Raw genomic sequence first — 25,133 nt, forward strand, 5'->3', positions numbered from 1 at the left:
ATCTGCCGGCAGTTTTGAATGCCGACTTTAAATGTGAATTTGTAATAGGTTCTTGATTGGAGAAGTTTGACAATGACAGAAGTGCTTTACTTTCTTGACTGTTACCTGAAAGAATTCGAAGCAACCGTTGAAAAAGTGACGGATGGCAGGTATGTTGTCCTTGACCGCACGGCTTTTTACCCCGAGAGCGGCGGACAGCCCAGTGATGCCGGAAAGCTGATTCGGGAGAGAGATGGCGCTGAATTTGAGGTTGTTTATGTTGGCAAGTTCAATGGGGACATAAGCCACGAGATCGCTTCAGCAGGCGAAATCGGATTTGAAAGCCTGAAAGCCGGAGATAAGGTAAAGGGGGTCATTGACTGGGAACGCCGCTACAGGCACATGCGCATGCATACTGCAACCCATGTGATTGCAAATGTGATCGAAAAAGAAGCAGGAGCCCAGATTACAGGAAACCAGCTCGGGCTTGATCAGAGCAGGGTTGATTTCAGCCTTGAAGCTTTTGACAGGGATAAATTTTCCGAATACGAAAGGATAGCAAACAAGGTAATAGCCGAAAACCATCCTGTAAACCTTTACCTGGTCAGCCGCAGGGAAGCTGAAGAAAAACTCTCAAGGCTTACAACGCTTGCCAAAGGTTTCTCCGAAGAGATAACTGAAGTCCGCCTCGTAGAAATTGAAGGTGTCACAATTGAAGCCTGTGGCGGGACACATCTGAAAAATACTGGAGAGATAAAGGGAATAAAGATTGAGAAACTTCAGAACAAAGGAAAAAGCAACAGAAGAATGTACTTCACGCTTCTGGACTGAGACTGCACGGGAATCTGATTCTATCCTGTAATAAAAAAGAGAATGAACGTTTTTTGTGCTCATTTTTCTGATAACACAGTTAAAAATGTTTTCTCTCTTTAAAGGTATCTGGACAGGTCACAGACAAAAAATATGCTTAAGATAATCATTATTCGTCTGTGACCTTCGCAGTGGTTCAGAAGTTTTACTTCCCTTTTTTCTCGGCTTTCTTTGGTTTATTTTCTGGTGGTTTTTGTGTTGCAGCTTTTGCGCAATTATCTGGCTTTATCAGTGGTTTGCTTGCTTTCTCTGGCATGTTGTTCTCCTGCGTCTATTGGTTGATAAAATTCCTGTACGCAATAGCTAGAATGGATTTCAACATATAAATAAATTTTTAATAGTTTCCCCTAAGATCCAGAGTTCAACGAGTCTTCATTGACTCAAATATTTTTCCGAATATCTTTCAGATTTATATCATATTTTTTAGCTAACCCTGAAGAGTACAAGAAGAAAAGCTGCATAAAACGCCATCAATGCTACTCCTTCCCATCTTTTTATTTCCCAGTCTGTGCTGATAAAGATAAGCAGAATCACGCTTATGAGTATCATGACAGGAGTTGAAAAGAAGAGGCTTATCTTTGCAACGGCTATTGGGAAGAGAAGCCCGGAAACCCCCAGGATCATAAGTACGTTTGTGATGTTTGAACCTATTATATTACCAAGGGCAATATTTCCGTAACCCTGCTTTGCTGCGGATACAGTTACTGCAAGCTCCGGAAGAGAAGTCCCTACTGCAACAAGAGTTGTACCTATGATGGTATCCGATATTCCTATAAGTTCTGCAAAAAAGATTGATTCATCAACAAAATATTCTGCACCTATTATAATCGCTGCACAGCTTAACACAAGGGTAAGGATATCTTTTGAAAAACCCTCTTTTTGATTCGTTTTGTTACCTGAATCTCCGTTAGTAGGATTTACACCGCTGCTTATACCATTGATTTTTTGCTTTGCACTGTTTATATACTGGAATTTGAAAAAGTAAATTATAAACTCTTTGAAATGGAGTTTTCCCTCATATTTTTCTGCTTCTTCAAACAAGAAAAACGAGTAAGCAATGTACAGCAGTATAAATATGCCTGATTCTATTTTCGACAATTCCCCGTTGAATGCAAAAACAAAGAAAAGCACAGCTGCAAAGAGCATTATATAGCCATCTCTTTTGAGCATCTCAACTTCGGTTTTCATCGGAGACAGAAATGCAGCAAGCCCGACAATCAAACCTATGTTTACAATGTTTGAGCCTACAACGTTTCCTACTACTATACCACTTGCATGCTGAATAGAAGCTACTATCGACGAAGCAAGTTCCGGAATTGATGTCCCTACTGCCACAAGGGTCAGCCCTATAACAAATTCTGAAACTCCAAGCTTCTCTGCAATCGCTGAGGCAGACTTCACGAAATAGTCTGACCCCTTGACCAGGAAAACAAGGCCAAGTAAAAGGGTGAGAAAATTTGTTATGACCATATAATAACGTCTTATCTATTTTTTTTGTGTTTATTCTTCTTGCGGATCTGGACTTTAATTTGCAGAACTCTTATTAAAGGTTTTCAGTTAAAAGGAAAATTAATACCTCTGTTTATCCCGAAAATTGAAATATGGGGGCCTCAAAGAAAGTTTTCTTCATAAGTTGTAAAGCTGTTTCATGATAAAGTGCTTTTTCCAGTTCAACAGCCTTTTTGAAGGTACTTATATGCATCAGGCTTTATTCCAATCTCTCTATAGAGAGCTAAAACTCGAATTGGGGCTGCTCGTTATCTCCCCAGCTTTTTCTTTACTGCCAGCCCAGCATATCAATAATAAAAAGAACTTCTGAAGCAAAATTATCATCTTCTAACAAACGTTTTAGTTGAATTATTTTTTATATTATTTATCGCATAATACTGAATGGAGCGAAGGCAACCGAACTAAACACTGAATTTGCAGAAGAATTCAAAACAGCAAATCAGGTAAAGGTCCAGGAGCGTTCGAGGGTTCGAGATCAATAAACTATAATGGGGGGAAATTATGCAAACCAGTCCTATTGAAGTTCAGAAGGCTTTAAAGGGTATGGATTATCCTGCAAAGAAGAAAGATCTTATTGAGCATGCTAAGAAGCATAAAGCCGGTAAGGAAGTAATGGAAGTTCTTGAGGAGCTTCCCGATCATGAATACAACAATGCTACAGATGTCAGCAGGGAGTTCTCAGGCAAGTAATTCTGCCAGGATTAAAACCATTTTTTTAAAAAAATTTCCGTTTTTTAGCGTTATTTTTCGGTTTTTCTCGTATTTTCCAGCTTTTCCTGTATTATTTGCTCATTGAAGCCCTGGAAAAGGGCAAACAGGAATAAAACGGTTATACTCCTACTATCGGTTCCTGTACTCCAGCATAAGTACTCAGATCTGCTCAGCTTATTGGTTTCAGTCCTTTTTCTTCAAGTTATTGACTCGAGTTCCCTTTCCAGTTTTGTTATATCAAACCATACCCTGTACAGCTCATCTCTTCCGGTGTCCCTGACGTCAATTTCTACAGGTTCAACCAGTGCATCTTTAACTGCTCTCCATTCCTCCCTGCGGATATCAACAATTTCCCAGGGACCGGCAGAACTGTCTTTTACTCTGTCCCTCAAAAGCTGCAATAGCAGGTGTTTTTTTTCTACAGGAGTAAGATCTTCTATACCTTTTACTTCAGTCTCGCTGACAGAAGCTTCCCCTGATCTGGACTTGACTACCATCGGTTCTTCATGTTTATCTCTGGCTCTTTCTTTCATGAATTCGCCTTCTTCTTCCATGAATTCACCTCTCTTTCCTGTGTCATGGCTTATCAGGGCGTGGGTCTGAAGGTTCTGGGATCAAGGTAAATATTCCTCTGGCAGTAACTGCAGATGGTCTCGAGGTGTTTCCCTGCAAGAAGAGCCCTCTCCACATCTTCTTCCGGAGAGATATACTGCGTCATCTCCTCTCCGCAATAAGGGCACTTTATTTTCAGCCAGTCCAGTTTTGTAAGCTGCCTCATGTTCCGTATAAGTTTTCCCAGAGCGTCCTCATAGGCTTCAGGGTAAAAATTAATCGGCTGAAGATGGCGTATGAGGACAGGTAGCTCAATCCCTGACTCTACCAGCGGAATAATTAACTGGTCAGCACCTGCAGCCAGCCCGATCTCCTGATTTACTTCCGGGGATAGTACTCCGTCCTGTGTGATAATCGGGATAACGCAGTCTGACTGGCGGATTCCAAATCGTATTCTTTCAGCAAGAGAAAGAATACGAGCCTTCCTGTACAGAGATGAAAAGCTCTCTATTTCCACTGCCCATAAAGCCCTTGCCAGTTCCTGGGCGAGCAGTTCGTCCTGTTCGCAATGAGAAATGTAAACCTTTGTGATCATGCCTGCTGTATTTGACCTGTATTATCTTTTTTTCCGGGCGTATGCTCAGGCTCAGTTTCTGGTTCAGGTTCGGGTATCGGTTCGGGTGAAGGAACTGGCTGCGGTTCAGGATATGGTATAGGTTCAGGCTGAAAAGATGGTTCTCTTTCTTCTTCTGGCAAAATAATTCCCCCTCTATCTCAATAATATAATTTTTCCTCTATAAATAACATGACTTTCCTGTCAAACCCCCTGTATTTGCAGTCCCAAATACATCCGGTTCAGTCAGAGGCTAACATGACGCTTGAGGCCTTAATTACTCCTAGATCTCATGCCCTTCTTTCAAACCCGGATTTTCAGACTTTTTGTGATGATCGACGTAATTTCGGTGCCTCCCGGGATTTCGACAACGACCTCCGAGTTAACTGCTCCGTGTGTTATGCTCTTGACTTGCCTTTAAGGACATTGCGTGCACTTATCTTCATCCTTATCCCACTCATGGTTTTTATTTGTTAATTTTTATTTATTCATCAATAAAGTTAGTGTTGTAAATTATAGATGCATAGGAATCTTAGTTTCTGAACTTAAATTCTGAATTTTACGCCTTAGTTCTTTATCTACAAATTCAAACCTTCATTGATGCAACGGTTCTTTGCCTCCGAAAAATTTCTTCAAAAAACCTTTTAACTGAAAAGGGAACCTGAGGTAAGCATCCGTTTTATACAATAGCTCCAAAAACAATTGAAAGAGTTATTTATATTACTGCAAATCGAATTGCAGTTTAAACAAAGGTTATATCGAAGTGACGCATCTTTCCATGCAATTAATTTATGAGGCATACGATGAAAACTAGAAGTGCATCTATAACTCTGGTTTTACTCCTTACTATAGGAGTTATAACTGCAGTCTCCTTCTCGCTCGGATGTACTGAGCAGGAAGAAGCTCCTGCTGAGCCTGCAAATAATACTTCCGTTGAACCTGCAGAAATCACTCCTGCTGAGCCTGCAGGAAATACTTCTGTCGAACCTGCAGAAAACACCTCTGCTGAATCCACAGAGAGCACTCCTGCTGAATCCGCAGATACCATTCCTGCCGGACCTTCTGGAAGTTCAGTAAGCTCTGGAAGCGCAGATAACTCGGAAAGCTCAGAAAGCACAGACAGCATTATAGAGGAACTCGAACCAATTTCTGCTGACAATATTACAAATATCGAATGGCAGTGGACCAGCTTCCAGGATTCTGACAGCCCTGATAACCCGATAACAGTTTCCAGTCCTGAAAATTATACGCTTTCCTTCTTTGCTGACGGCACATATTATTTCAAATCCGACTGCAACAGCGGCAGCGGGACTTATACCCTTGATGGAAACCGCCTTATCATTGATCTGCCCGTCTCCACTCTTGTTGATTGCGGTCCCGAGTCAATGGATGGTGAATATATGTCGCTTTTACCCACTGTAGAAGCAGTAGCCCTTGAAGATGGACAGCTTGTCCTTTACCCCGGAAATGAAGCTGACAAAATGTTCTTTGTCAACGGGGGAGAGGCTGAACAGTAAAGATCTGTTTTTGAATCTGGCAGACAGAGGCTCGAGTATTTTAGAGTCTCTTTTATTACTTTTTGGATGCTTGCATAAAGTCGCCGAAGAAGCCAGAGTGATTTGAAAAAACGAATTCGTTTATTCCCCTGGTGAGGTTGAGGGAAATTTTTGTCTCACAGGGAATATATGAGTCATTTCTCAGGTTTCAGGGTTATTATTCTATTTTTTTAAGAGATTGAGATTTTTCAATGTATCAAAGAGAATCCCTGCTTTGTGAGTTCGTAAGCAAATACTGATATAGCAATATTGATGAGCCCGATAAAAAAGAAATTTTTTGACAATCTATTTTTCTCCCTGCGTTCTTTATCTTCAGCATTATAATTTGCCCTTACCCTGTCTCCACTCACAAAAGAGCCTGTCAAAATTCCCGCTGTAACAATGAAAATCAAACCAGCAAAGCCTGTTATATTTATAATGAACGCAATATCTCCTTTCAGGAATGCTGCAACAGCAGCAATAACAAAAATTACTGCATTGATAAACAGTAAGTTCTTCATCTTTTTTTCTCCTTCTCATTTATTTCAAGATGTGTATATAATAGTTTATTGGTGGCAGAGGAGGCATTAATTATTATATCATTGTGATGATATTTACAAAGTTTTATGTATTCTTAAGTACATTTCTAGTTTATGAGAGAAACAGGTCAATACAATATAAATGAATATGACAGGATATACTGGACAACTCGTGATAATATCAAAATTGGAATTATCTCTCTACACGAGAGTGGAATCACTATATACAAATCAAAAATGTCGATTTTTAATATGATTTTTGGGAATAAAAATCTTAGAGGTGAATTATATTCAAAGTTAAACTTCGATGAAATACTTAACGTTGTTGCGAATTTTGACCTATCTAATGATAGGAGTGTGAGAATATTTCTAACAAAGGACGGATACAAGAAACTAATCTCCAGGCGGGGGGGTTTAGTAAATGATTCTGCTTCTTTAACTAAAACTGAAATATCACTTCTTTTTTTCACAAATGCAGATTCAAAAGATGAAATTCTGAATTTTGTAAATAAGGCAAATGAGTTAATAATAAAAAACAGAAAAAATTAGTTATCCACAATTTTCTGAGAATTACTTATTCAACTGACTTTATGTTCAAAAATATTAAAGACTTATTTTTCTTTGCTTCTTATCATGGAAATTATTCTCCCTAATTCGTTTTGCAAACTTTACATAACTTCTTAGATCTTTTTCCAATTTTTTCCTTCCACGTCTGATTCCAACAACTTTAAAAGCAATGCCCTGTATCAAAATGTGAATTTAAATACTTATGATCAAGGGTTAACAATTCCTGATCTAGTTCTGAAAAGTCGGGATTTTAACCGGACTTTCAACCGTAGAAGCTTTATGAGAGATTAAAATGGAACTCGACGAAGTCATAATCACACGGGCAATTTTTGAAGAGTACTCAAAAACCTTCCTTGACTACACGGATATCGACGTGGCACTCGTAGGAGGGGGACCTGCAAACCTTGTGGCTGCAAAGTATCTGGCTGAAGCCGGGGCAAAGGTCGCCATTTATGAGCAAAAGCTTTCTCTAGGGGGCGGCATGTGGGCTGGAGGCATGATGTTTCCGCGTATAGTTGTGCAGGAAGAGGCCTGCCATGTCCTTGACGACTTCGGGATCAGGTATAAGGAATATGAGTCCGGGTATTACGTGGCAAACTCTGTGGAATCCGTTGGAAAACTGATCGCAGGGGCAACTTCGGCAGGGGCTGAGGTCTTTAACCTTGTGAGCTTTGAAGACGTCATGATCCGGGAGAATGACAGGGTTACCGGCATAGTCATCAACTGGGGGCCGGTTACAACTCAGCGCCTGCATGTAGATCCTCTCATGATCCGCACAAAACTCGTGATCGACGGGACAGGACACGATGCTGTTGTCTGCAACACGATTCTCCGGAAAATCCCGAATGCAAGGATAGGAGAACTCGGCATGCTTGGAGAAAAACCAATGTGGTCTGAGGTCGGCGAGCGCCTGGCTGTGGATGCAACTCAGGAAATCTATCCCGGCCTGATTGTTGCAGGAATGGCTGCAAATGCCGCAACCCGCGCCCCTAGAATGGGTCCTGTTTTTGGAGGCATGCTCCTTTCTGGAGAAAAAGCTGCGAAACTTGCTCTTTCCAGGCTCAAAGGACTCTGATCCGTGCCTGAACCTGTCCAGAACCGGATTTTTCCTGTTTTCTGGTGCTTTTTAGTGGCGGAAAACAGAAAATTTCCCTCCTCTTAAAAAGGTCTCCTTCTTTTTCCGGCAAAAACTTTATATAAAAAAACTCCTTCTATAGCTTGCTTCAAACCTGAAGTACCAGACCCTGTGGCCGGGGTAGGGTAGAGGTCCATCCTGTGGCCCTGTGGAGGCTACGACCCGAGTTCGATTCTCGGTCCCGGCCCTAAATTATTTTTCTATTATTTTTCGCTTATTTTGCTTTATGATTTTTGCAGCATTGTTTTAATCTTGAAGACTATTTTACAGATAATTTCACTTAATCTACAATCCATATTCCACTTTCGACCCTCAAGCAAATGGAAAAGAGAAACTGATATGAAAGCACTTATTATAGACGGCTACGTGGACGAACCCGCATGCCTTGGGGTTCCTCCATACCTTTCCCCTTATCCCAGGTACATAGCAGGAGCTCTAAGAGAGCGCGGGCTTTCCGAAAAGGACATCCATTACCTGACTATTGACGCCCTGAGGGAAAATCCTCCCGGAGCCGGCGAGCTTATAAGCAAAGCAGACCTGCTGATTGTTATTGCCGGCATGACCGTGCCTGGAAAATATTTACGGGCATCCCCTATCACGCCCGGAGAGATCGAAACTATCTTCCGGGTTGCTCATGGGGTAAAGGTCATAGGCGGTCCTATAAGGCTCGGTTTCAGCAACGAAGGCGGAAGGGCTGCTAAAGGGACTGAAAGCGGGATAAACCTCGGAGATGCCGTACTTGCAAAAATGGATATCGAGGCTTTTGTTTACGACCTTTTTGTGGACGGGATCGGAGGGGAAGGAAACCTTGGAAGCTTTCCTGTCAGGTTGAAATCCCCGGAATCAGTTGATCACCGTTTCAGGACAACAGCCGAGATAGGGGGCTGGGGAAGAAAAGGGGCTTTTTTGATAAGGCAGCACCCGGACTACCCTTACTGCATGTGCGAACTTGAAACCTACAGGGGCTGCGGCAGGCAGGTTCACTGTTCTTTCTGCACAGAGCCATTTTACGGGGCTTCGGACTACAGGCCTGTAGAAGATGTTGTCTCCGAAGTCTCTGCACTCTATTCTCATGGAGTCCGCTATTTCAGAATAGGGCGGCAGCCCGACCTTTTCTCCTATCACGGAACCGATGCAGGAGGGCCTGTTCCAAAGCCTGTGCCTGAGGTTCTTGAAAGGCTTTACCGCGGAATACGGAACTCCGCACCTGAACTTTCCGTGCTTCACATGGACAATGCAAACCCCATAACGCTTGCAACATACCCTGAAGAATCAGAGCGGATTCTGAAGACGATTGTTAAATATCACACCCCGGGAGATGTAGCAGCTTTTGGCATGGAGACTGCTGACCCTAAAGTAGTTGCAGCAAACTCACTCAAGGCAACCTCTGAAGAGGTTTTTGAGGCTGTCACGCTGGTAAACAGGCTCGGAGCCGCACGTGGGGCAAACGGGCTTCCTGAAATTCTTCCGGGCATTAATTTTGTTCACGGGCTTATGGGTGAAACAAAAAAGACTTTTCAGTTGAACTATGATTTTCTGCAAAAGGTTCTTGATTCAGGGCTGCTTCTCAGAAGGATTAATATCCGGCAGGTTATGGCTTTTCCCGGAACTCCAATGTATGGCAGAGACGAAGCTGCAAAAAAGCATAAGAAACTCTTCCTGGACTATAAAGAACAGGTCCGAAAGAATATTGACCTTCCAATGCTCAGGCGGGTCGTGCCGGAAGGAACAGTGCTCAGAGATGTGATGTGCGAGCTGCACGACAAAGAAATCACTTTTGGAAGGCAGATCGGCTCTTATCCTCTGCTTGCAGGGATACCTTCTCTCCTGCCACTGCGAAAATTCACAGACATTACTGTCACAGGGTACGGCATGCGTTCTATTACCGGAATTCCTTATCCCCTGCATATCAATACAGCTTCCCCCGCTCTTATACGGGAACTTCCGGGAGTCGGCAAAAAAGCAGCTGCCTCTATAGTTACAGGAGTCCCCTATACAGATAAAGATGATTTTCTTAGAAGGGTAAGCGAGGGAGAAAAGGTAATAGGTTTTATCGAGATTTAATGCTCCAAAGAAGAATAATGCTTTAAATCCAATGCTTTAAATTCGGGTTTTGATTTGTGACTCCAAATCCGGGACTCCAAATTTGATTTAATACTTTTTCCTTTTTTTCCTGATTTTACCAGTTCCTGGCTTTGTATATCTGAAGTATTTTTACATCTTTACCATAAACTTGAATTTTTTCAGGATATTCATCTCTGGCGGATAACATCTTCAGTTTCTTCATCTAAAATGTCAGAATCTTTCAAATAAATAGCTATTTATTCAATCCCAAATCATTCTAAATGGGATATTTGTGGGGAATTTTCTTGAGTGAAAATACTGAATATTTATATAGAGTGAAGCTTGCTCTTCAGTTGAGTTTTATTTTGTGGGTCATGCTTGGCATTTTAATTTTTTATGCTAACTTTGAAGAGCAGTCCAGAATGCTCGGGACATTTTTGCTCCTCTGTTCGGTTATCCTTTTCACTCCCTTTCTTCCAGACGGAAAAGATCTGCCTGAAGGGGCAGATTATAATGAAATTAAGAATCCGGAAGGCTGTAAAGAAGAACAATTTGAAAAAATATAAGTTATTTCTGCAAACAGAAAGTTCTATCTGAAAATATTTTAGAGCTTTACTCTTTTATAAAAGATCCTTTTTACTGCTTCAGCTGTAAGGACGTAAAGCCCCACAATGGCTCCAATAATTATAATGACCGAAACAGGGAGAGGTTTGAAACCAAAAGGGGTTGCAAATGGAGTAAGAGGGAAAATGAGAGTAAAGATTCCAATAAGCAGGGTAGCTGCCAGCAGGTATTTTCCTGGGATGCTCTTGAAGAAAGGCTTCCTGCTTCGGACTACCAGAACTATCATTGATGCCGAGATTACAGACTCCATAAACCAGCCTGTCCTGAACTCTTCTGTCATTCCAGGCAGAATCAGGAGAAGAGTACCAAAAGTGAGGTAGTCGAATACCGAACTTGTGATCCCAAATACTACCATAAACCTGCGGATAAAACCTATATCCCATCTGTGCGGTTTTTCTACCATCTCTTTGTCCACGGTATCTGTAGCTATTGTCATCTCAGGAAAATCCGTCAACAAATTCGTCAGCAGGATTTGCTTTGGCAGGAGAGGGAGGAAAGGAAGAAAAAGAGATGCTCCTGCCATGCTGAACATGTTCCCGAAATTTGCACTTGTAGCCATGAAGATATATTTCAAAGTATTGGCAAACGTTCTTCTCCCTTCTTTTACTCCTTCTACAAGTGCATTAAGGTCTTTTTCAAGTAAAACAATATCTGCCGCCTCTTTGGCAACGTCGACAGCAGTGTCAACAGAAACTCCCACATCTGCAGCATGAAGGGCTGAGGTATCATTGATGCCGTCACCGATATACCCTACAACATTTCCGCTTTTCCTGAGTGCAAGAATAATTCTCTCTTTCTGGTTCGGCTCTACCTCAGCAAAGATATCCGCATCGTTTACTTTCTTTATCAGGGCTTCATCACTCACCCGGTTGAGTTCTTCTCCGGTAATGACTGATATGTTCTTTATCCCTATCTCCCGGCTGATGCTTGCAGCTACCAGCCTGTTATCTCCTGTGATGACTTTCAGGGAAATTCCCAGATATTCCATATTTCCTATTGTTTCGGAAATCCCCTTTTTTGGAGGGTCAAAAAAGAAGAGAAACCCGAGAAAGGTCATATCGGTTTCATGTTCCTTATTGATGGCTGTTTGCTGTCCAGTTTCCCTGTATGCAATTCCAAGAGTGCGAAACCCTTTTTCACTAAACTCTTCAAATTGCTTCTCGATTCTCTCTTTTATATCGGAGATATTCACTAATTTTTCTTCTGCTGTTTCAGCCGAAGAACAGACTGCAAGGATGCTGGATAAGGCACCTTTGGTGATCATCAGGTTCCGGTTCTTATTTGAGACCAGAATGCTCAATTTCTTGCGCACAAAATCATAAGGTATTTCGTCAAGCTTACTGTATTCGGAGAGTTCAAACCTGTTCTGTGCAAGTATTGCCCTGTCTATAGGATTTTCAAAACCTTTCTGGTAATGAGCATTGAGGCAGGCGTAAAGGAGGACTTTTTCACTTTGTTTTCCTTCGAGATCCTGATATGAATGGAGCTGCAGTTCCCCTTCGGTTAGAGTGCCGGTTTTATCAGAGCAGAACATGTTCATGCTGCCCAGGTTTTCAATGGAAGCGAGCCGTTTGACAATCACTCTCTTCTGTGCCATATCTCTTGCACCGTGGGAAAGGTTAACACTTATGATTGCAGGCAATAACTGAGGGGTCAGCCCGACGGCAAGAGCAAGGGAAAAGAGAACGGAGTCAAGGATCGGACGCTGGAGGTATATGTTTATTAAAAAAATTGCTGTCACCATCAGCATGGTGACCTCCATCAGGAAATGCCCGAAATTTGCAATTCCTTTCTCAAATTCGGTTTCCTGCGGCCCGAGTTTTAATTTTGCCGATACTTTCCCGAATACGGTTTCTTTTCCGGTAAAAACTGCCACTGCTTTTCCAGTGCCGCTAACCACACTTGTACCCATCCAGAGGGAATTTGTACGTTTTCCAGGCGGGGTTTCTGCTTTCAACACACCGGATATTTTTTCAACCGGATAGGTCTCTCCTGTGAGAGTGGCTTCGCTTACAAAAAGATCCTTTGAATCAAGAATCAGGCAGTCTGCAGGAATAATATCTCCTGAATTCAGAATTATTATATCTCCCGGGACGACCTCTTCTACAGAGATTTCCTTTTCTTTGCCATCTCTCAGTACTGATGTTTTTATCTGTACCGTGGCCAATAACTTCTCAAAAGCATCCGCAGCTCCCTTTTCCTGCCAGAACCCGAGCACGCTGCTGATAAGTACTATTGATACAATAATTACTGCATCTGTAGGGTCATGCAGGAGAATGGAAATTCCGGCTGCAAATAATAGAAGAAGGGTGATCGGACTCCTGAACTGAGAAAAAAGAATCTTCAGACTACCTGACCTTTTTTTTGATTTTAGAACATTAGATCCATAACTTTTAAGGCGTTCACTGCATTCGGAACTTTTCAGACCTTCGGTTCCTGTCTGGAGTTCCTGCAGCATCTCAGATACGGGAACACTCCAGAAAGTGAGCTTTCTCTCCTCATGCGCCAACCTTACGGCTCCTTATTTCCTGTTTAGTTTCTCAGGCTTCGGCAACCCCCAGTATGCCGGCAAGTTCCATGCCTTCAGGTCCTGTGGATGAAAGTTCACCTGAAGCTTCGGATTTTGAAATGTATTTTTCGGTCCGGATACTCCCAGACTCCACCATCTTAATTGTAATTTCCCCTTTGGTATACCCTTTTTCAATACATTCCTTTACGAGCTTACCATATATATCGGCTATGAGTTTCAGACAGTCAAAAATAATATTCTCTTCAACAGCATTTTTGCCGTCCAGCAGGATCAGCCTGAGCTTTCTTGATGCCACTGACTCTGTAACGAACTCTTTAATTTTCATCATAAATGCAGAGAGGGCATCTTTATCTATGGCAGAAGCAAGTTTTTCATCACCTGTTATTTCATGGTCTCCATGCATGATCAGGAATGTCCTGCCATCTGAAGAAATTATGAACCTGTGCTCTGCATCCTTATCTTCAATAACGGCTTTTGTATTGTTCCTTCCGTACTCGATGTTTGTAACATAGAAACCTGATACATCAAGTTTTTTTACTTTTTCTTCCCTGGAGAGAAATCCGCTTTTTGACCGCACAGGCAGGGTAAGTTTTTGAAGATCCTCAACTTTTAATACGTCCTGTTCGAAATTCAGTTCAAATTCGTACCTCATGCCATCAACCGAGCTTACCTGAGATCCTTTGAGTTTTCTGTCTTCTATTGAAGCATAAAAGGTATGTTCGGCGTCATAAATACTGGTTTCAAAAAAAGGGCTGAGGATTGAGAGTATTCTCTCTTCAAGTTGCCGTACCTCTATAAGTGTCAGCCTGTTTTGCCTGTCGATGTCTTCAAGTTTTTCATTCTTTTTCAACAGAGAGATGTTTGTACAGGCCTCCATAGTCCTGGATTTAATTTCAAGAATTTCCCTGGATTCAATTCCCCTTGAATATTCTTCTATACAATCAGTAACTTCTTTCTGGAATCTGTCTATTTCTTCGATTCCTTTCTGAGAGATTTCCGTCTCTTCTATGTTTACCCTCTTTATCCCTATAATCGACTTTTCGAGAGGGATTACTTCTTTTGAAATCCTTATGAAGTCCTGCAGATCCTGAATAAAGTCCCGTTGAACAGGAAGTTCTGTTGAGTCCTGAAAGGTATATTTCATTTACAGTTCCTCCCCTGTGATAATAAAGTCTTCTGGAAAATATGTTTTCCATGTTTAAATGTGTGAGCATGTACTTTTTACGGAGCAAATAAGGACCAATCCCAGTCATTTTAATGTGGGGAGAAGTCACGAATTTGAGTAAGTTCTTAAATTTTCATATTATCATCTTTTCATATTTTTTCCTATTTTTCTATGAAAAAATTTCGTACTTATAATTACCTAAATTTTTAAAAATCATTATTATTTATCGTAAATTTTATATCTATTTTATATACTATCCGGAATTTTTTTAGAAAGATTTATATCAAATATTTGCGTAAGTTATGTTATATTATCGTCACATGATAATATAAAAAGACATGTACTGCTTTAAATATGGATTTCTTGTCTCCAGTAATTTGCTATTAGCAAATTTACTTTTCAGGATTAACAGGTATATGTCTGACATACCGGGCTGAAACGCCAGCCTGGTAATGAAAACGGGGTTGATTCATTATTCCCCTGCTGTGCGAGAATTAACGGGGTCAATTCTTGCTGCTCCAGAGGAAAAGCTACCTCACTCCTTCCCGTAAGGGTTCAGAGAAGTGATGGTTTTCTTATCTACTAATTTAAGATAACGTCAATCAGATCGGTTCAGTAAAGGGGGTGAAGGAAAAGCAGTTTAGCGATAAAGAAATTGCAAATCCCTTACAGTCTTATTTTATTTAGTTTTGATCGCACTTTATTTTTTAAAATTTCTAGACTGTTCATTCGGTTGTATTTTAATTAACTGGAATCTGCTACAACTCGCTAACTTTGTAATATTCTTTAGAATATGATAAAATTCAATATTAAAATTGAACACGTGCGGAATCTAGGTGCAGAATATGAAACAAAAATTAATATTATTCAGTTCGCTGCTAATCATATTCCTTTTAGCAGGGACAGCAAGTGCAATTGGAGAAACAGAAAATACGGATACTGTATCGACTTCAGTGGCCGGTCCAAGTGTTAATATCGCCTACAACGAATCTGGTCCCTTCAAGATGGGAGATATTGTAAAGATAACTGCAACCTTCAGCGAATCTGTTTTGTCTGCGGACTTAACTATTGATTCGGGGGGTATGCTCCTGTTTGTCACTGAGATGGATAACTTAAGTGGCACTGTCTGGTGTTACAACTATACGATTCCAGACGATGTAAACGATGCTGTGAATGTCACAGTTTCCGGGGTGAACACGACTGGAGACTTCATTGAGAAAATTGATATCGATGCTTTTGTGATTGACAACGAAGCTCCAAGATTTCATGGGGTTCAGCCAAATTCCACGTATATCAATACCGACTGTATAGTCTTTGAGTTCAGTGCTTTCGATAAACTGGACAATACAATTGACTATGCCATCTGTATCAACGGTACTGAAGTGAAAACAGGGACCTTAAATTCTAATGGAAGTGTAAAATGCGAAATTGAAAAGCCCGATGGCTATTACCAGTGGGAAGTCAAACTTCAGGATGATGCAGGGAATAATGGTACCAGTGGTCTCCAAGATCTGTATGTGGACACCAGAGACCCGATCGTAACTCTTGTTTCTCCTGAAAACAATTTCGTCAACACAACAGGTCTTATTAACTTCAATTTCACATGCCAGGACAGTCTATCTGCAAACTACAGCCTTGACCTGTATTATCAGCTGTATCTCGATGGAATACCTGCTGATATATCAGGTTCCGGGCGTATGGCTTCAGGTGAATATGTCGAAATTCCTGAATTTGTCCTTGAGGACGGCGCTCACAACTGGTCCGTTTTAGTCGAAGATGAAGCCGGGAACAACTGTACAGGTGAAGTTAGAAACTTCTATGTGAACCAGTTCGGTCTTGAAGTCCAGCTCATTTCTCCGAATGGTGGTTTTGCTCCTGCAGACTCTACCTTTAACTTCAGTATTTCAGGAGGAGCAGGGCTGCCTTTTGATTACGAACTGCTCATCAACGGCACGAAAGTAGAGAACGGAAATTCAGTTATTGAAGAAGACGGGGTTACTGACCTTTCTCTGGAGGCAACAGTAGCTGACGGAGTGAACATACCCTGGACCGTAAAAGTCACTGACAATGCAGGCAGAACCAAGCAACCTGAGCCACTTTTCTTCTCTGTTGATACAAAGGCACCTGCTCCTGTAGCAAACCTGACTGTAACTGATGCTCTGAGTGATACCACATGGTACTATACATACGATGAGCCCGGGATCTACGTCCGCTGGGACAAAAACACTGAAGAAGACCTTTACGACGGAATAGTACCTTACTTTGGATTGCCTGGAGAAGAAGCTTACCTTGGACTTCCATATGTAGTTTTCATCAGCGACTCAAAGCCCTCCTGTGTGGAAGACATGCAAGTAGCATTACCTGTAAGTACCATCTATCCAACTGAGGACGGCAAGTCTCTGTATATGAACATTGGAACGTATGGAGGGAAACCTCTTGTCTACGGTAAAGATTACTGGGTCGCTGTTATTGCCCTGGATAATGCTGGCAACTATGAATGTAACATATGCGGGCCTGTCCAGACATATGAGGATATGAATATCACACTCAATGCAGGCTGGAACCTTAAGTCCGTACCCAAAAGGCTGGCCACATTCGATGCAGACACCTGCTCAGCCTTTGGAGATGACAGCACAGTAATTTACTGGAACGGCAGCTGCTGGGAATTCCCGAAGACAATAGAACCATGTAAGGGTTACTGGGTTTACTCTCCAGAAGCCTGCCAGACCAATGTAAAATTCAAACCAATGCCAGTTAGCAGTGCAAGTCCTGATGTGCCTGCTTCTCTTGACCTTGCTGCCGGCTGGCAGATGATAGGGCACACTTCCACACTGCCTGTGCACTGGTCACAGACTCTGGGTTCATTGCAGAGCGATCAGAGCCTTGCAAACTATAAGTTCTCCAACCTCATCACGTATTCTCACAATGAAGGTTGGGGCGGTACAATCAATCTTGGATTTATATCCCTGCTTGAAGATGCAGGCGAAACCCCATATCCGGTTCAAATGCTTGAGACCAGCGGCGCTATGGTTCCAGGACAGGGATACTGGATCTTCATGAAGGAAGACGGTACTTACGCATCCGTAGAAAGTGTAAATTTCTACATCAATTCTACATCAATAATACCGTTTTAAATCCGTCTGAAAGGTCTAATTTCAAAAGCAAGTAACTTTTCAGCCTGAAATGGCTGAAAGGTCTTTTTTCTTTTTTTGTTTGCGTAACAATTGGAGGAAAATCATGAACAAAATATTAAAAAATAGTTTATTAGGAACAGCTGTACTGGTGTTGTTTTTTTTAATAGCTGTCCAGCCGGTTATGGCTGAGGACGTCCCTCCGCTCCCTATGATAGTGAGTGGAGTTGCCCTGATTGACGGCGTTCCGGCTCCTGTAGACACTGTTATTGCAGCCCATCTTGATGGGGAAGAGGTAGAAAAGTTTCTCGTAAATACTTCCTCAGGAGATTTCACTCTCCATATCGCTGGAAGTGCTGAGGATGAAGGAAAAACTGTAACTTTTACAATTGATGGAAAGGATACAGGCAAGAGTTTTTCCTGGGAGTCAGGAAGGATTATCTCGGCTGTCGAACTTTCTATCGGTGATGCATCTGACTCAGGGAGTTCTAAACACAGTTCTAGTTCGGGCTCCGGATCATTGAAGGTGTCTGATGATTCCGAAGACGGTGGAGAGGTCATTGAAAATAGTACAGTCACTCAACCGGAAGTAAAAGTTACGGAAAAGACTGAACCGGAAAGCACAGGCGGTGAGGCAGAGGTTGAGAAGGGCGAAGAATCTTCGGAAGAAGCTTCCAGGACAAGCAGTGCCCCAGGTTTTCAGGCTATTTATGCGATTTCAGGCATCATTCTGCTGACTTTTGGATTAGAGTTCTGGAGGGAATCAAGAAGGAAGCCCTGAAGGATTTGAAGGGTTTTACAGTAATGTGAAAAATCTCAAGGTGATATGGTGACCATCAAGGACAAACACTTAAGAGCTTTAACTTGCCTGGTTATTCTGGTGCTGGGTATATCCATTATTCCTGTGGCATCTGCCAGCGATATTCCTTCGATTCCCAACGTATTCAAAGGAAAATTGATCACAGGAGGCGCAAATGTGCCGGCAGGGACTGTAATTTCGGCTTATATAGATTCAGAGCTTGCTGGTTCTGAAGTTATAGAGGTGGCAGGAGAGTATCAACTGGATGTCTCGGGTAGTGAAGAGGATAACGGAAAAAAGATAGTCTTCAAGCTGGGTCTCGTGGAATCAGAGCCTGTTTCTGTGACGTACCAGCATGGAGCTGAACCTGTTAAACTCGATCTTACTTTTAAGGGAGATTTTGTACCCCCGGTTATTGAAAGCTGCTCTGCATCCCCTGTATATATCCTGAATGACGGAAAGGATTACTCTGCTGTCAGTGCAAAAGTCTCGGATGAACTTTCTGGAGTTATGTCAGTAACCCTCGATCTTACCCCCATAGGTGGAGGTGTGGTATCAATGACACTTGGAAACGGAGGCATTTACACCTGCAACGTGAACAGCACTCAGGCAGGAGAGTTTAAGTTTACCCTTACAGCTACGGATTACTTCGGAAACAAAGTTACAGATTCTAATAACATCTCGATTACTTTAGTCAAAGAAAGTGAACTTACAACAAAGTTTGGAGGAGCTGACAGGATCTTCTCTGCCGAAGAAATCAAAAGCATTGTAAGTGACAGCAAAATCTCCAGCGGGGTCAAATATGCAATTCTGTCTATTTACTATGCTGACGGGTGGGATCGAATATGAAACAGCCTGGATTTAAACTTGCTTTTATGCTGTTTCTGCTCGTGATTTTATGTGCAGCTCCGGCTTCTGCAGGCAGTGCAGAAAGGATTCTTCCTTCTTCTATTGACAAAAATGAAGTATTTCAGGTAACAGTCAAAGTAGCTGATTATGGCGCAGCCGGGCAGGTAATTGAAAAACTTCCTGCAGGTTTCACATATATCAGTTCAAACCTTCCGGAAAGAGCTGTAACTGTAAACGGCAGTAAAGTCTCCTTCCTTCTGATGACTGAAAAGAGTTTCAGCTATACTCTTAAAGCCCCCTCGTCTGCAGGCACATACCAGTTTTCGGGTATTTTAAGGGATATTAATAAAACTGAGTTTCCTGTCCTGCCTTCCAGTTCTTCCATTAAGGTCGGATCAAGTTCTGGCGGGGGTTCTGGCGGGGATTCAGATGATGACAGCTCAAGCAGCGGCAGGTCAGGCGGCGGCGGGTCAAGCGGCGGAGCTGGAGGTTCACCAGAGCCTCAAAGCAATGTCGAAGCTAAAGAGCTTTCCCAGTCGTACGTTGGTAATGGAACACACGTAAGGTTCGATTTCCCCAATGGGGCAACCTGCATAAGATATGTGGAGTTTGACGCCAAAAAGACTCTCGGAAAGATCACTACTATTGTAGAGATGCTCAAAGGTCAATCCAAGCTGGTTTCGAGCCTTCCTGAAGGTAAGGTTTACAGGAACGTGAACATCTGGGTAGGTTCGGGAGGAATTGCAAACTCCGATAATATCGAAAACGCTGTTGTTGGATTTAGAGTTGAAAAAACATGGCTTGAGGAAAATGGGGTTGACACGGACGACAAAGATTCGTTGAACCTCTGGTATTATGACAGGACATGGAAAAAACTCGATACCACTAAACTGGATGAAAACAACAACACTTACGTCTATTATGAAGCAAAAACTCCGGGCTTCGGGTCCTTTGCGATTATTGCAGCTGGATCAGATTCAATAACTATCGAGCCCGCTGATGATGAAGGTCCGGAAGACAATGTATCGTCCGAGCCTAAAAAGCGTGTAAGATCATGGCGTTCTATGCCCGGCTTTGGATCTGTTGCTTTTCTGGCAATGGTAGGAGCCGCATATTGCGTCCTGAGAAAGAAGTTTTAATAACGGATGAATTCCGGTTTGAAGCAGCTTTTAAAGCTGCTTATTTCTCTTTTATCCGAGTTGCGCCACCCGAATTGCGATTCGGGAGCCCGCCGTCCGTTTCACTCGCTTCGCTCGCTCAAGCAGACTAATTTGCAGGAAAAATCGGAAACTGCGCTCAAGAGGACTAATTTTTGGGTTTTAGCGGTGAGATTCTCCTAAATGGACTATTTTATTGTTATATCTCAAAGAAAAACAAAAGACCAGCAAAAATAGGAAAAAAGTGACCTTAATTAAGGGACTGATACATCCGTTTTATAATAAATATTATACACCAGCCGGGATTCGAACCCGGGTTCGAGCGTTGGCAACGCCCGGTGATAACCGCTACACTACTGATGTGCTGGGCTGGCAGGGCGCCCTGCCGCTTTTCTTATTATGGAATTTCTTATTAATTAAGTTGACCCCTGAGAGATTTTTTTCGTACGTGGTCAGAGAAAAACATATACTTTAATTTTTAAGCTGGCTGGATTTTCTACCTGTTTTGAATCTACTTTTTTCAATTCGTTTTTTTCTTATCTGTTTTTGTGGTTTACAATGTGTTTTATTTTGCTCTGTGGCGCTCTTTTTGATTTGGTTTTATGGTGAAATTATTTCAGATGCTTATATTTATTTTTTGAGAAGTTAGACTATTTAAAGAAAAATAAATTCAATAAAGGAAAGTTGAAATTCTATAACTAAAAGTATAATTCATGATAAGGTCAAAGCAAGAATATAAATACTATCTGGAAGCAGATAGGATTGCTTTAGGCAGAAAAAGAAAGAAGCTGGGAATTTATGATGAAATATGGTTATTTCAAAGATTATTGAGAAAAGTTGAGTATTATAAAAATTGCAAAAATTCTATTTTTTACCGTCCCTATTATTATTATCTATATCTTAAGTTTTATCTGTTAAGAATATTCCTTGGTTTTCATATTGGACCAAATGTTTTTGGCCCAGGATTAGCCATAAGTCATGTAGGTACGATTATTGTCAATGGAAACGTAAGAGTAGGTGAGAATTGCAGAATACACGTATGTACGGTCATCGGAACCAGAGCAGGGACAAATGGAACGGTAACACCAAAAATAGGAAATAATGTTTACATTGGACCCGGAGCAAAAATATTTGGAGATATAGAGATTGCGGATGGAATAGCTATAGGAGCTAATTCAGTCGTAAATAAGTCATTTACAGAACCAAATATTGGGATTGCAGGGATTCCAGCCAGGAAAATAAACAATAAGGGTTCTGAGGGACTGATCCCAAAAAAATTGCTCATAGAACTAAAAAAAGATTATCCTGAACTTTTCGAAAAACCTGCCGAATAATCAGGTATTCCCGGAACTTCCACTATGCTTCTTGATTTTCATAATTCTCACTATCTTTTCCCAGGGCTCTTTCCCTATATCTGTGTTAAATCCCTCTGCTCTCTTAACTTCTTATTTCAGCAAAGAGGGGAAAATCATCTCGTTACCGAAGCACTGAGGAATATATGTTGCCTCTGCATTAAGTGTTTTATATCATCAAGCCAGTATAGACGGCATCTTTTGTGAGCTGGCAGCTAAATTTTTAATTGATCCCTGTAATATATTGATCTCTGTATTGTCTTCACACTTGATATTGAATTTTATGAGTGATGGGCTTTGAGCGAGCTTGAAAAACTGATAAACCTTGCAAAAAATGCAGCCGATAAAATACGGAAGCATAACTTTGTACGTGTAGTCTCCCATAATGATGCTGACGGGCTGACTTCAGCCGGGATCATGGCCCAGGCCCTGCTGAGGGCAGGCATTCCTTTCCAGCTTTCAATAGCTGCAAAGCTCGATGAGGCTGTAGTCGAAGACGTGAACAGGAGCATCTCTCCGAGAGACCTTGTTATTTTCTGTGACATGGGCAGCGGGCACTCGGAACTTCTTGGGACGGTGGCAGCTGACGTTGTGGTGCTCGACCACCACCAGCCAGTAGGCAAGTCTCCCGCAAAAGCTGTGGTAAATGCTCATATGGTAGGAATCGACGGGGCAACGGACATCTCAGCCTCAGGCACCTGCTATCTTGTAGCCAGAGAGCTCGGGGCAGGAAACGTCGATCTTGCAGGGCTCGCAATTGCAGGTGCAGTCGGAGACAGGCAGCTTTTCCGGACTGCAAATGCCTTTATTCTGGAAGAAGCCTTAAAAGCAGGAGTCGTGTCCATCAGAAAAGGGCTGAAAGTAGGGGACGGAAACCTCGCAGATGTGCTCGCATACAGCACAGAGCCTTTCCTTGATGTAACCGGCTACCCTGAAAAGGCAGCAGGATTCATAAATCAACTCGGGCTTTCCGGAAACATTGAAAACCTTTCTGAAGAAGAGAACTCAAAACTTGCCAGTGCCGTTGCCCTGAAACTTGTTAAACAGGCCAGCCCTGAAGCAATTGAAGCTGTTATAGGAGAAGTTTTCCTTCTGAACAGGGAGCTTGTCCGCAATGTCTATGATTTTATTTCGATACTCGATGCCTGCGGGAAGCAAAAGGTTTACGGGCTTGCCCTGGCTCTCTGCCTGAAGGACTCATCTATTCTTGACGAAGCCCTTTCCCTTACAAAAGAGCATGAAAAGAACCTTGCTATTGATATTCGGAAAAATGTGGAGAAAATTCACAAAGGGGAAAACCTCTGGTATATCAGCACGGTTGAGGCTCTTTCTACCGGAAGCCTTGCAACAACCGTGGTTAGATACCTGCATCCTGAACTTCCTTTTATCTGTGTGAACGAGTCCGAGGGAATTTTGAAGGTTTCTGCCAGGGGTACACGCGAACTTGTCTCCAAAGGGCTTGACCTTGCCTTTGCCCTCAGAGAAGCTGCAGGTGCAGTAGGCGGAAATGGAGGCGGTCACAGTGTTGCGTCCGGAGCTTCGATTCCTATTGGGAGTGCGGAGGAGTTTCTGAGCATCGCAGACCGGATAATCGGGGAGCAGCTCAGAAAAAACAACAGCGGAAAGCAAAGTAAGTAAATGAGATAAACAGAATCCGCGTGAGACTGAAAAGGCAGAAAACCGAGCAGTGAAAGCGAACCAAGAAGTTAAATAATAAAGGAACGAAGGCAGAGAATTTGTTCAAAAATGCAGAGGCTCATTTATGAAAATTACAGGCACAATTGAGTTTCCTGACCCCGAGTCAAGAAAGTCCGCAGCCAGGATCCTGAAAGCTCTTTCCCCGGATAATCTGAGGAGCATGGAAAGTGAGATAAGCGATGATAAAGTTGCTGTGCGTTTTCATTCTGAGAAAATTGGCTCTCTCCTTGCAACCATTGATGATTTTCTCATGAACGTTAAGATAGGGGAAGGAGTCGAAGAGACTCTGGAAAAAGAAAAGTGAGAAGATATAACCTTAAGAAGATATAACCAGTAAGTAAATTGAAAAATATCTGGAGTCGGATCTCTGCAGATCCTATTTAAACCTGATATCAAAACTTTTAAAACTCTGGTTTGTAACGAATTCTACAACACTGAAATTTTTAAGTAGCGTACATTTTTTAGTGTTGTATATATCCCGGCCTGAGCATAGCGGATCTAACCTGCAATTAAAATATGAAATTTCAAAAAGTTTATCTCTTCTTTATTCCTCCAATTATAACTATAAATGCAGGTTCAAATGCAGAACTTTTAAAAGGAGGGTATGAACAACCGGATAGAGAACAATATGACTTAATAGAATATTTGAAAGGTTAAAATTTAACTCCTGCTTATGGGGACTACCGTGATGCTAATATCATTACTTATTTGTCCAGCGAAAAAACCGTTATCAGGCAGGTGAGATTTGATAATCAGTTTTGGTGATAGCATATGGAAGTTTCATTGATATTACCAGCTTATAATGAAGCTGTAAGAATAGAAGATACGGTGAATCAAGCTTCAAAAGCCCTTGAAAAAATTACGTCATCTTTTGAGATTATTATAGCAGAGGATGGAAGCAGCGATGGAACTGATAAAATTGCCAGTAGACTTGCTGAGAAATATAGCTACGTACAGCATCTTCATTCAGATTCGCGTCAGGGCCGTGGCAGAGCATTAAATAGAGCTTTCAAGTCTGCTTCTGGAGAAACGCTTTGTTATATCGACGTGGATCTTTCAACTGACATGAGTTATTTGAAGGAGCTTATTGAGTCAATATCAGTAGAAGGATATGATTTTGCAACAGGCTCAAGAATGATGCCTCAGAGTCAGGTAAAAAGACCGATAAAAAGAGGCATAGCGAGCCAGGGATTCAACTTTTTAGTACGAACGTTTTTGCACTCAAAATTATACGATCATCAATGTGGGTTTAAAGCTTTCAAAAGAGAACCATTGTTTAACATGCTTGATAAAGTAAAGGATACACACTGGTTCTGGGATACTGAACTGTTTGTTCTCTCACAGCATCATGGATATAAAGTTAAAGAATTTTCTGTGGTATGGAGGCATGGAGGTCCTACTAAAGTAAATTTAAGAAGAGATGTGATGAACATGGGTAAACAGATTTTTCGCCTTCGTCGGGATCTGAAAAAAGAAAAACGAAATAATAAAAAGCCTCGAGAGGGGTTATTTTGAACAAAAACCAGATCTTTTATTTTAGCGCAATAATATTCTCCATGCTCTTACAGGCAGTGGAAGATATGGGAAAACGCCCCATCTTTATTATATCCACTTGAAGTTTGGTTAACTTTGTGATATTGGTTTTTTTTTCTGCGATTTTATTTCAAAGTATCTTCTTCAAATTGAGTGGAAATCTTTCCATTGGTCATCGGTTAAGACCTTCTTTTCCTCTTGCAATAGTGTTTTTCATTTCA

At 41.8% G+C, this 25,133-nt stretch carries 22 protein-coding genes and 2 tRNA genes; 16 read left to right on the top strand and 8 right to left on the bottom strand.

From position 1 onward, the window contains the following. The first annotated feature begins 72 nt into the window (after nt 1-72). A complete protein-coding gene (gene alaXM / locus PLL47_RS00735; RefSeq protein ID WP_324443658.1) occupies nt 73-810 on the top strand; it encodes an alanyl-tRNA editing protein AlaXM in 738 nt (245 codons plus the stop codon). Nucleotides 811-1,272: 462 nt separating this feature from the next. Here the strand turns inward: alaXM and PLL47_RS00740 are convergent, their stop codons facing one another. Beyond that, nucleotides 1,273-2,319, bottom strand: a complete 1,047-nt coding sequence (locus PLL47_RS00740; RefSeq protein WP_324443660.1) for a calcium/sodium antiporter — start codon at nt 2,317-2,319, stop codon at nt 1,273-1,275. A 540-nt stretch (nt 2,320-2,859) separates the two neighbouring features. Between PLL47_RS00740 and PLL47_RS00745 the strand changes: the two genes are divergently transcribed. Continuing rightward, complete coding sequence (locus PLL47_RS00745; protein ID WP_324443662.1) at nt 2,860-3,048, top strand: DUF2795 domain-containing protein; 189 nt, start codon at nt 2,860-2,862, stop codon at nt 3,046-3,048. A 218-nt stretch (nt 3,049-3,266) separates the two neighbouring features. Here PLL47_RS00745 and PLL47_RS00750 read toward each other — a convergent pair whose 3' ends face one another. From PLL47_RS00750 to PLL47_RS00760, 3 genes are read right to left on the bottom strand one after another with little or no spacing between them, the layout of a single operon-like run. Next, nucleotides 3,267-3,623 carry a hypothetical protein gene (locus tag PLL47_RS00750; protein ID WP_324443664.1) on the bottom strand — a complete coding sequence of 119 codons (357 nt, stop codon included), beginning with the start codon at nt 3,621-3,623 and terminating at the stop codon, nt 3,267-3,269. A 32-nt stretch (nt 3,624-3,655) separates the two neighbouring features. Beyond that, nucleotides 3,656-4,216 (bottom strand): toll/interleukin-1 receptor domain-containing protein, encoded by a 561-nt coding sequence (locus PLL47_RS00755; protein ID WP_324443666.1) that lies wholly within the window; start codon nt 4,214-4,216, stop codon nt 3,656-3,658. Beyond that, nucleotides 4,213-4,377, bottom strand: coding sequence for a hypothetical protein (locus tag PLL47_RS00760; protein WP_324443668.1), 165 nt, complete (start codon nt 4,375-4,377; stop codon nt 4,213-4,215). Before PLL47_RS00760 ends, PLL47_RS00755 begins: the two co-directional genes overlap by 4 nt. Before the next feature lie 660 nt (nt 4,378-5,037). On the opposite strand from PLL47_RS00760, the gene PLL47_RS00765 reads away from it, so the two are divergent. Then, the gene (locus tag PLL47_RS00765; protein ID WP_324443670.1) at nt 5,038-5,751 is read left to right on the top strand and encodes an META domain-containing protein; all 714 of its coding nucleotides are present in this window, start codon (nt 5,038-5,040) and stop codon (nt 5,749-5,751) included. 227 nt (nt 5,752-5,978) lie between these two features. Here PLL47_RS00765 and PLL47_RS00770 read toward each other — a convergent pair whose 3' ends face one another. Then, nucleotides 5,979-6,290, bottom strand: a complete 312-nt coding sequence (locus PLL47_RS00770; RefSeq protein WP_324443672.1) for a DUF5316 domain-containing protein — start codon at nt 6,288-6,290, stop codon at nt 5,979-5,981. Nucleotides 6,291-6,422: 132 nt separating this feature from the next. Here PLL47_RS00770 and PLL47_RS00775 point away from each other — a divergent pair, with 132 nt between their 5' ends. The 5 genes from PLL47_RS00775 to PLL47_RS00795 all read left to right on the top strand — a co-directional run bounded on the left by PLL47_RS00775 (nt 6,423) and on the right by PLL47_RS00795 (nt 10,640). Beyond that, on the top strand, nt 6,423-6,857 hold the full coding sequence (locus PLL47_RS00775) for a hypothetical protein (RefSeq protein ID WP_324443674.1): 435 nt from the start codon (nt 6,423-6,425) through the stop codon (nt 6,855-6,857). Nucleotides 6,858-7,167: 310 nt separating this feature from the next. Then, nucleotides 7,168-7,950 (top strand): sulfide-dependent adenosine diphosphate thiazole synthase, encoded by a 783-nt coding sequence (locus tag PLL47_RS00780; RefSeq protein ID WP_324443676.1) that lies wholly within the window; start codon nt 7,168-7,170, stop codon nt 7,948-7,950. Nucleotides 7,951-8,124: 174 nt separating this feature from the next. Continuing rightward, a tRNA-His gene (locus PLL47_RS00785) sits at nt 8,125-8,197 on the top strand. Between the two features lie 152 nt (nt 8,198-8,349). Further along, on the top strand, nt 8,350-10,074 hold the full coding sequence (locus PLL47_RS00790) for a radical SAM protein (RefSeq protein ID WP_324443678.1): 1,725 nt from the start codon (nt 8,350-8,352) through the stop codon (nt 10,072-10,074). 305 nt (nt 10,075-10,379) lie between these two features. After that, nucleotides 10,380-10,640 carry a hypothetical protein gene (locus PLL47_RS00795; RefSeq protein ID WP_324443680.1) on the top strand — a complete coding sequence of 87 codons (261 nt, stop codon included), beginning with the start codon at nt 10,380-10,382 and terminating at the stop codon, nt 10,638-10,640. Nucleotides 10,641-10,678: 38 nt separating this feature from the next. Here the strand turns inward: PLL47_RS00795 and mgtA are convergent, their stop codons facing one another. After that, nucleotides 10,679-13,207, bottom strand: coding sequence for a magnesium-translocating P-type ATPase (mgtA, locus tag PLL47_RS00800; RefSeq protein WP_324443682.1), 2,529 nt, complete (start codon nt 13,205-13,207; stop codon nt 10,679-10,681). 31 nt (nt 13,208-13,238) lie between these two features. Beyond that, entirely contained in the window at nt 13,239-14,372 is a 1,134-nt protein-coding gene (locus tag PLL47_RS00805) for a hypothetical protein (protein ID WP_324443684.1), read from the bottom strand. Between the two features lie 866 nt (nt 14,373-15,238). Between PLL47_RS00805 and PLL47_RS00810 the strand changes: the two genes are divergently transcribed. The 4 genes from PLL47_RS00810 to PLL47_RS00825 all read left to right on the top strand — a co-directional run bounded on the left by PLL47_RS00810 (nt 15,239) and on the right by PLL47_RS00825 (nt 20,311). Then, a complete protein-coding gene (locus PLL47_RS00810) occupies nt 15,239-17,527 on the top strand; it encodes an Ig-like domain-containing protein (protein ID WP_324443686.1) in 2,289 nt (762 codons plus the stop codon). Nucleotides 17,528-17,630: 103 nt separating this feature from the next. Further along, nucleotides 17,631-18,305, top strand: a complete 675-nt coding sequence (locus tag PLL47_RS00815) for a hypothetical protein (RefSeq protein WP_324443688.1) — start codon at nt 17,631-17,633, stop codon at nt 18,303-18,305. Nucleotides 18,306-18,350: 45 nt separating this feature from the next. Beyond that, nucleotides 18,351-19,172, top strand: a complete 822-nt coding sequence (locus PLL47_RS00820; protein WP_324443690.1) for a hypothetical protein — start codon at nt 18,351-18,353, stop codon at nt 19,170-19,172. Further along, nucleotides 19,169-20,311: a PGF-pre-PGF domain-containing protein gene (locus PLL47_RS00825; RefSeq protein ID WP_324443692.1), complete on the top strand. Its 1,143-nt coding sequence runs from the start codon at nt 19,169-19,171 to the stop codon at nt 20,309-20,311. The genes PLL47_RS00820 and PLL47_RS00825 overlap by 4 nt, the downstream gene beginning before the upstream one ends. Nucleotides 20,312-20,620: 309 nt before the next feature. Here PLL47_RS00825 and PLL47_RS00830 read toward each other — a convergent pair. After that, nucleotides 20,621-20,692 (bottom strand) — tRNA-Gly (locus PLL47_RS00830). Between the two features lie 350 nt (nt 20,693-21,042). On the opposite strand from PLL47_RS00830, the gene PLL47_RS00835 reads away from it, so the two are divergent. From PLL47_RS00835 to PLL47_RS00850, 4 genes are all read left to right on the top strand, one after another. Then, complete coding sequence (locus PLL47_RS00835; RefSeq protein ID WP_324443694.1) at nt 21,043-21,663, top strand: serine O-acetyltransferase; 621 nt, start codon at nt 21,043-21,045, stop codon at nt 21,661-21,663. A 315-nt stretch (nt 21,664-21,978) separates the two neighbouring features. Then, on the top strand, nt 21,979-23,319 hold the full coding sequence (recJ, locus tag PLL47_RS00840; protein WP_324443696.1) for a RecJ family nuclease: 1,341 nt from the start codon (nt 21,979-21,981) through the stop codon (nt 23,317-23,319). 124 nt (nt 23,320-23,443) lie between these two features. After that, nucleotides 23,444-23,683 carry a KEOPS complex subunit Pcc1 gene (locus tag PLL47_RS00845; protein WP_324443698.1) on the top strand — a complete coding sequence of 80 codons (240 nt, stop codon included), beginning with the start codon at nt 23,444-23,446 and terminating at the stop codon, nt 23,681-23,683. Between the two features lie 467 nt (nt 23,684-24,150). Then, a complete protein-coding gene (locus PLL47_RS00850) occupies nt 24,151-24,894 on the top strand; it encodes a dolichyl-phosphate beta-glucosyltransferase (RefSeq protein ID WP_324443700.1) in 744 nt (247 codons plus the stop codon). The last annotated feature ends 239 nt before the right edge of the window (nt 24,895-25,133 follow it).

Source organism: Methanosarcina sp. (genome assembly GCF_035390745.1).
GTDB lineage: Archaea > Halobacteriota > Methanosarcinia > Methanosarcinales > Methanosarcinaceae > Methanosarcina.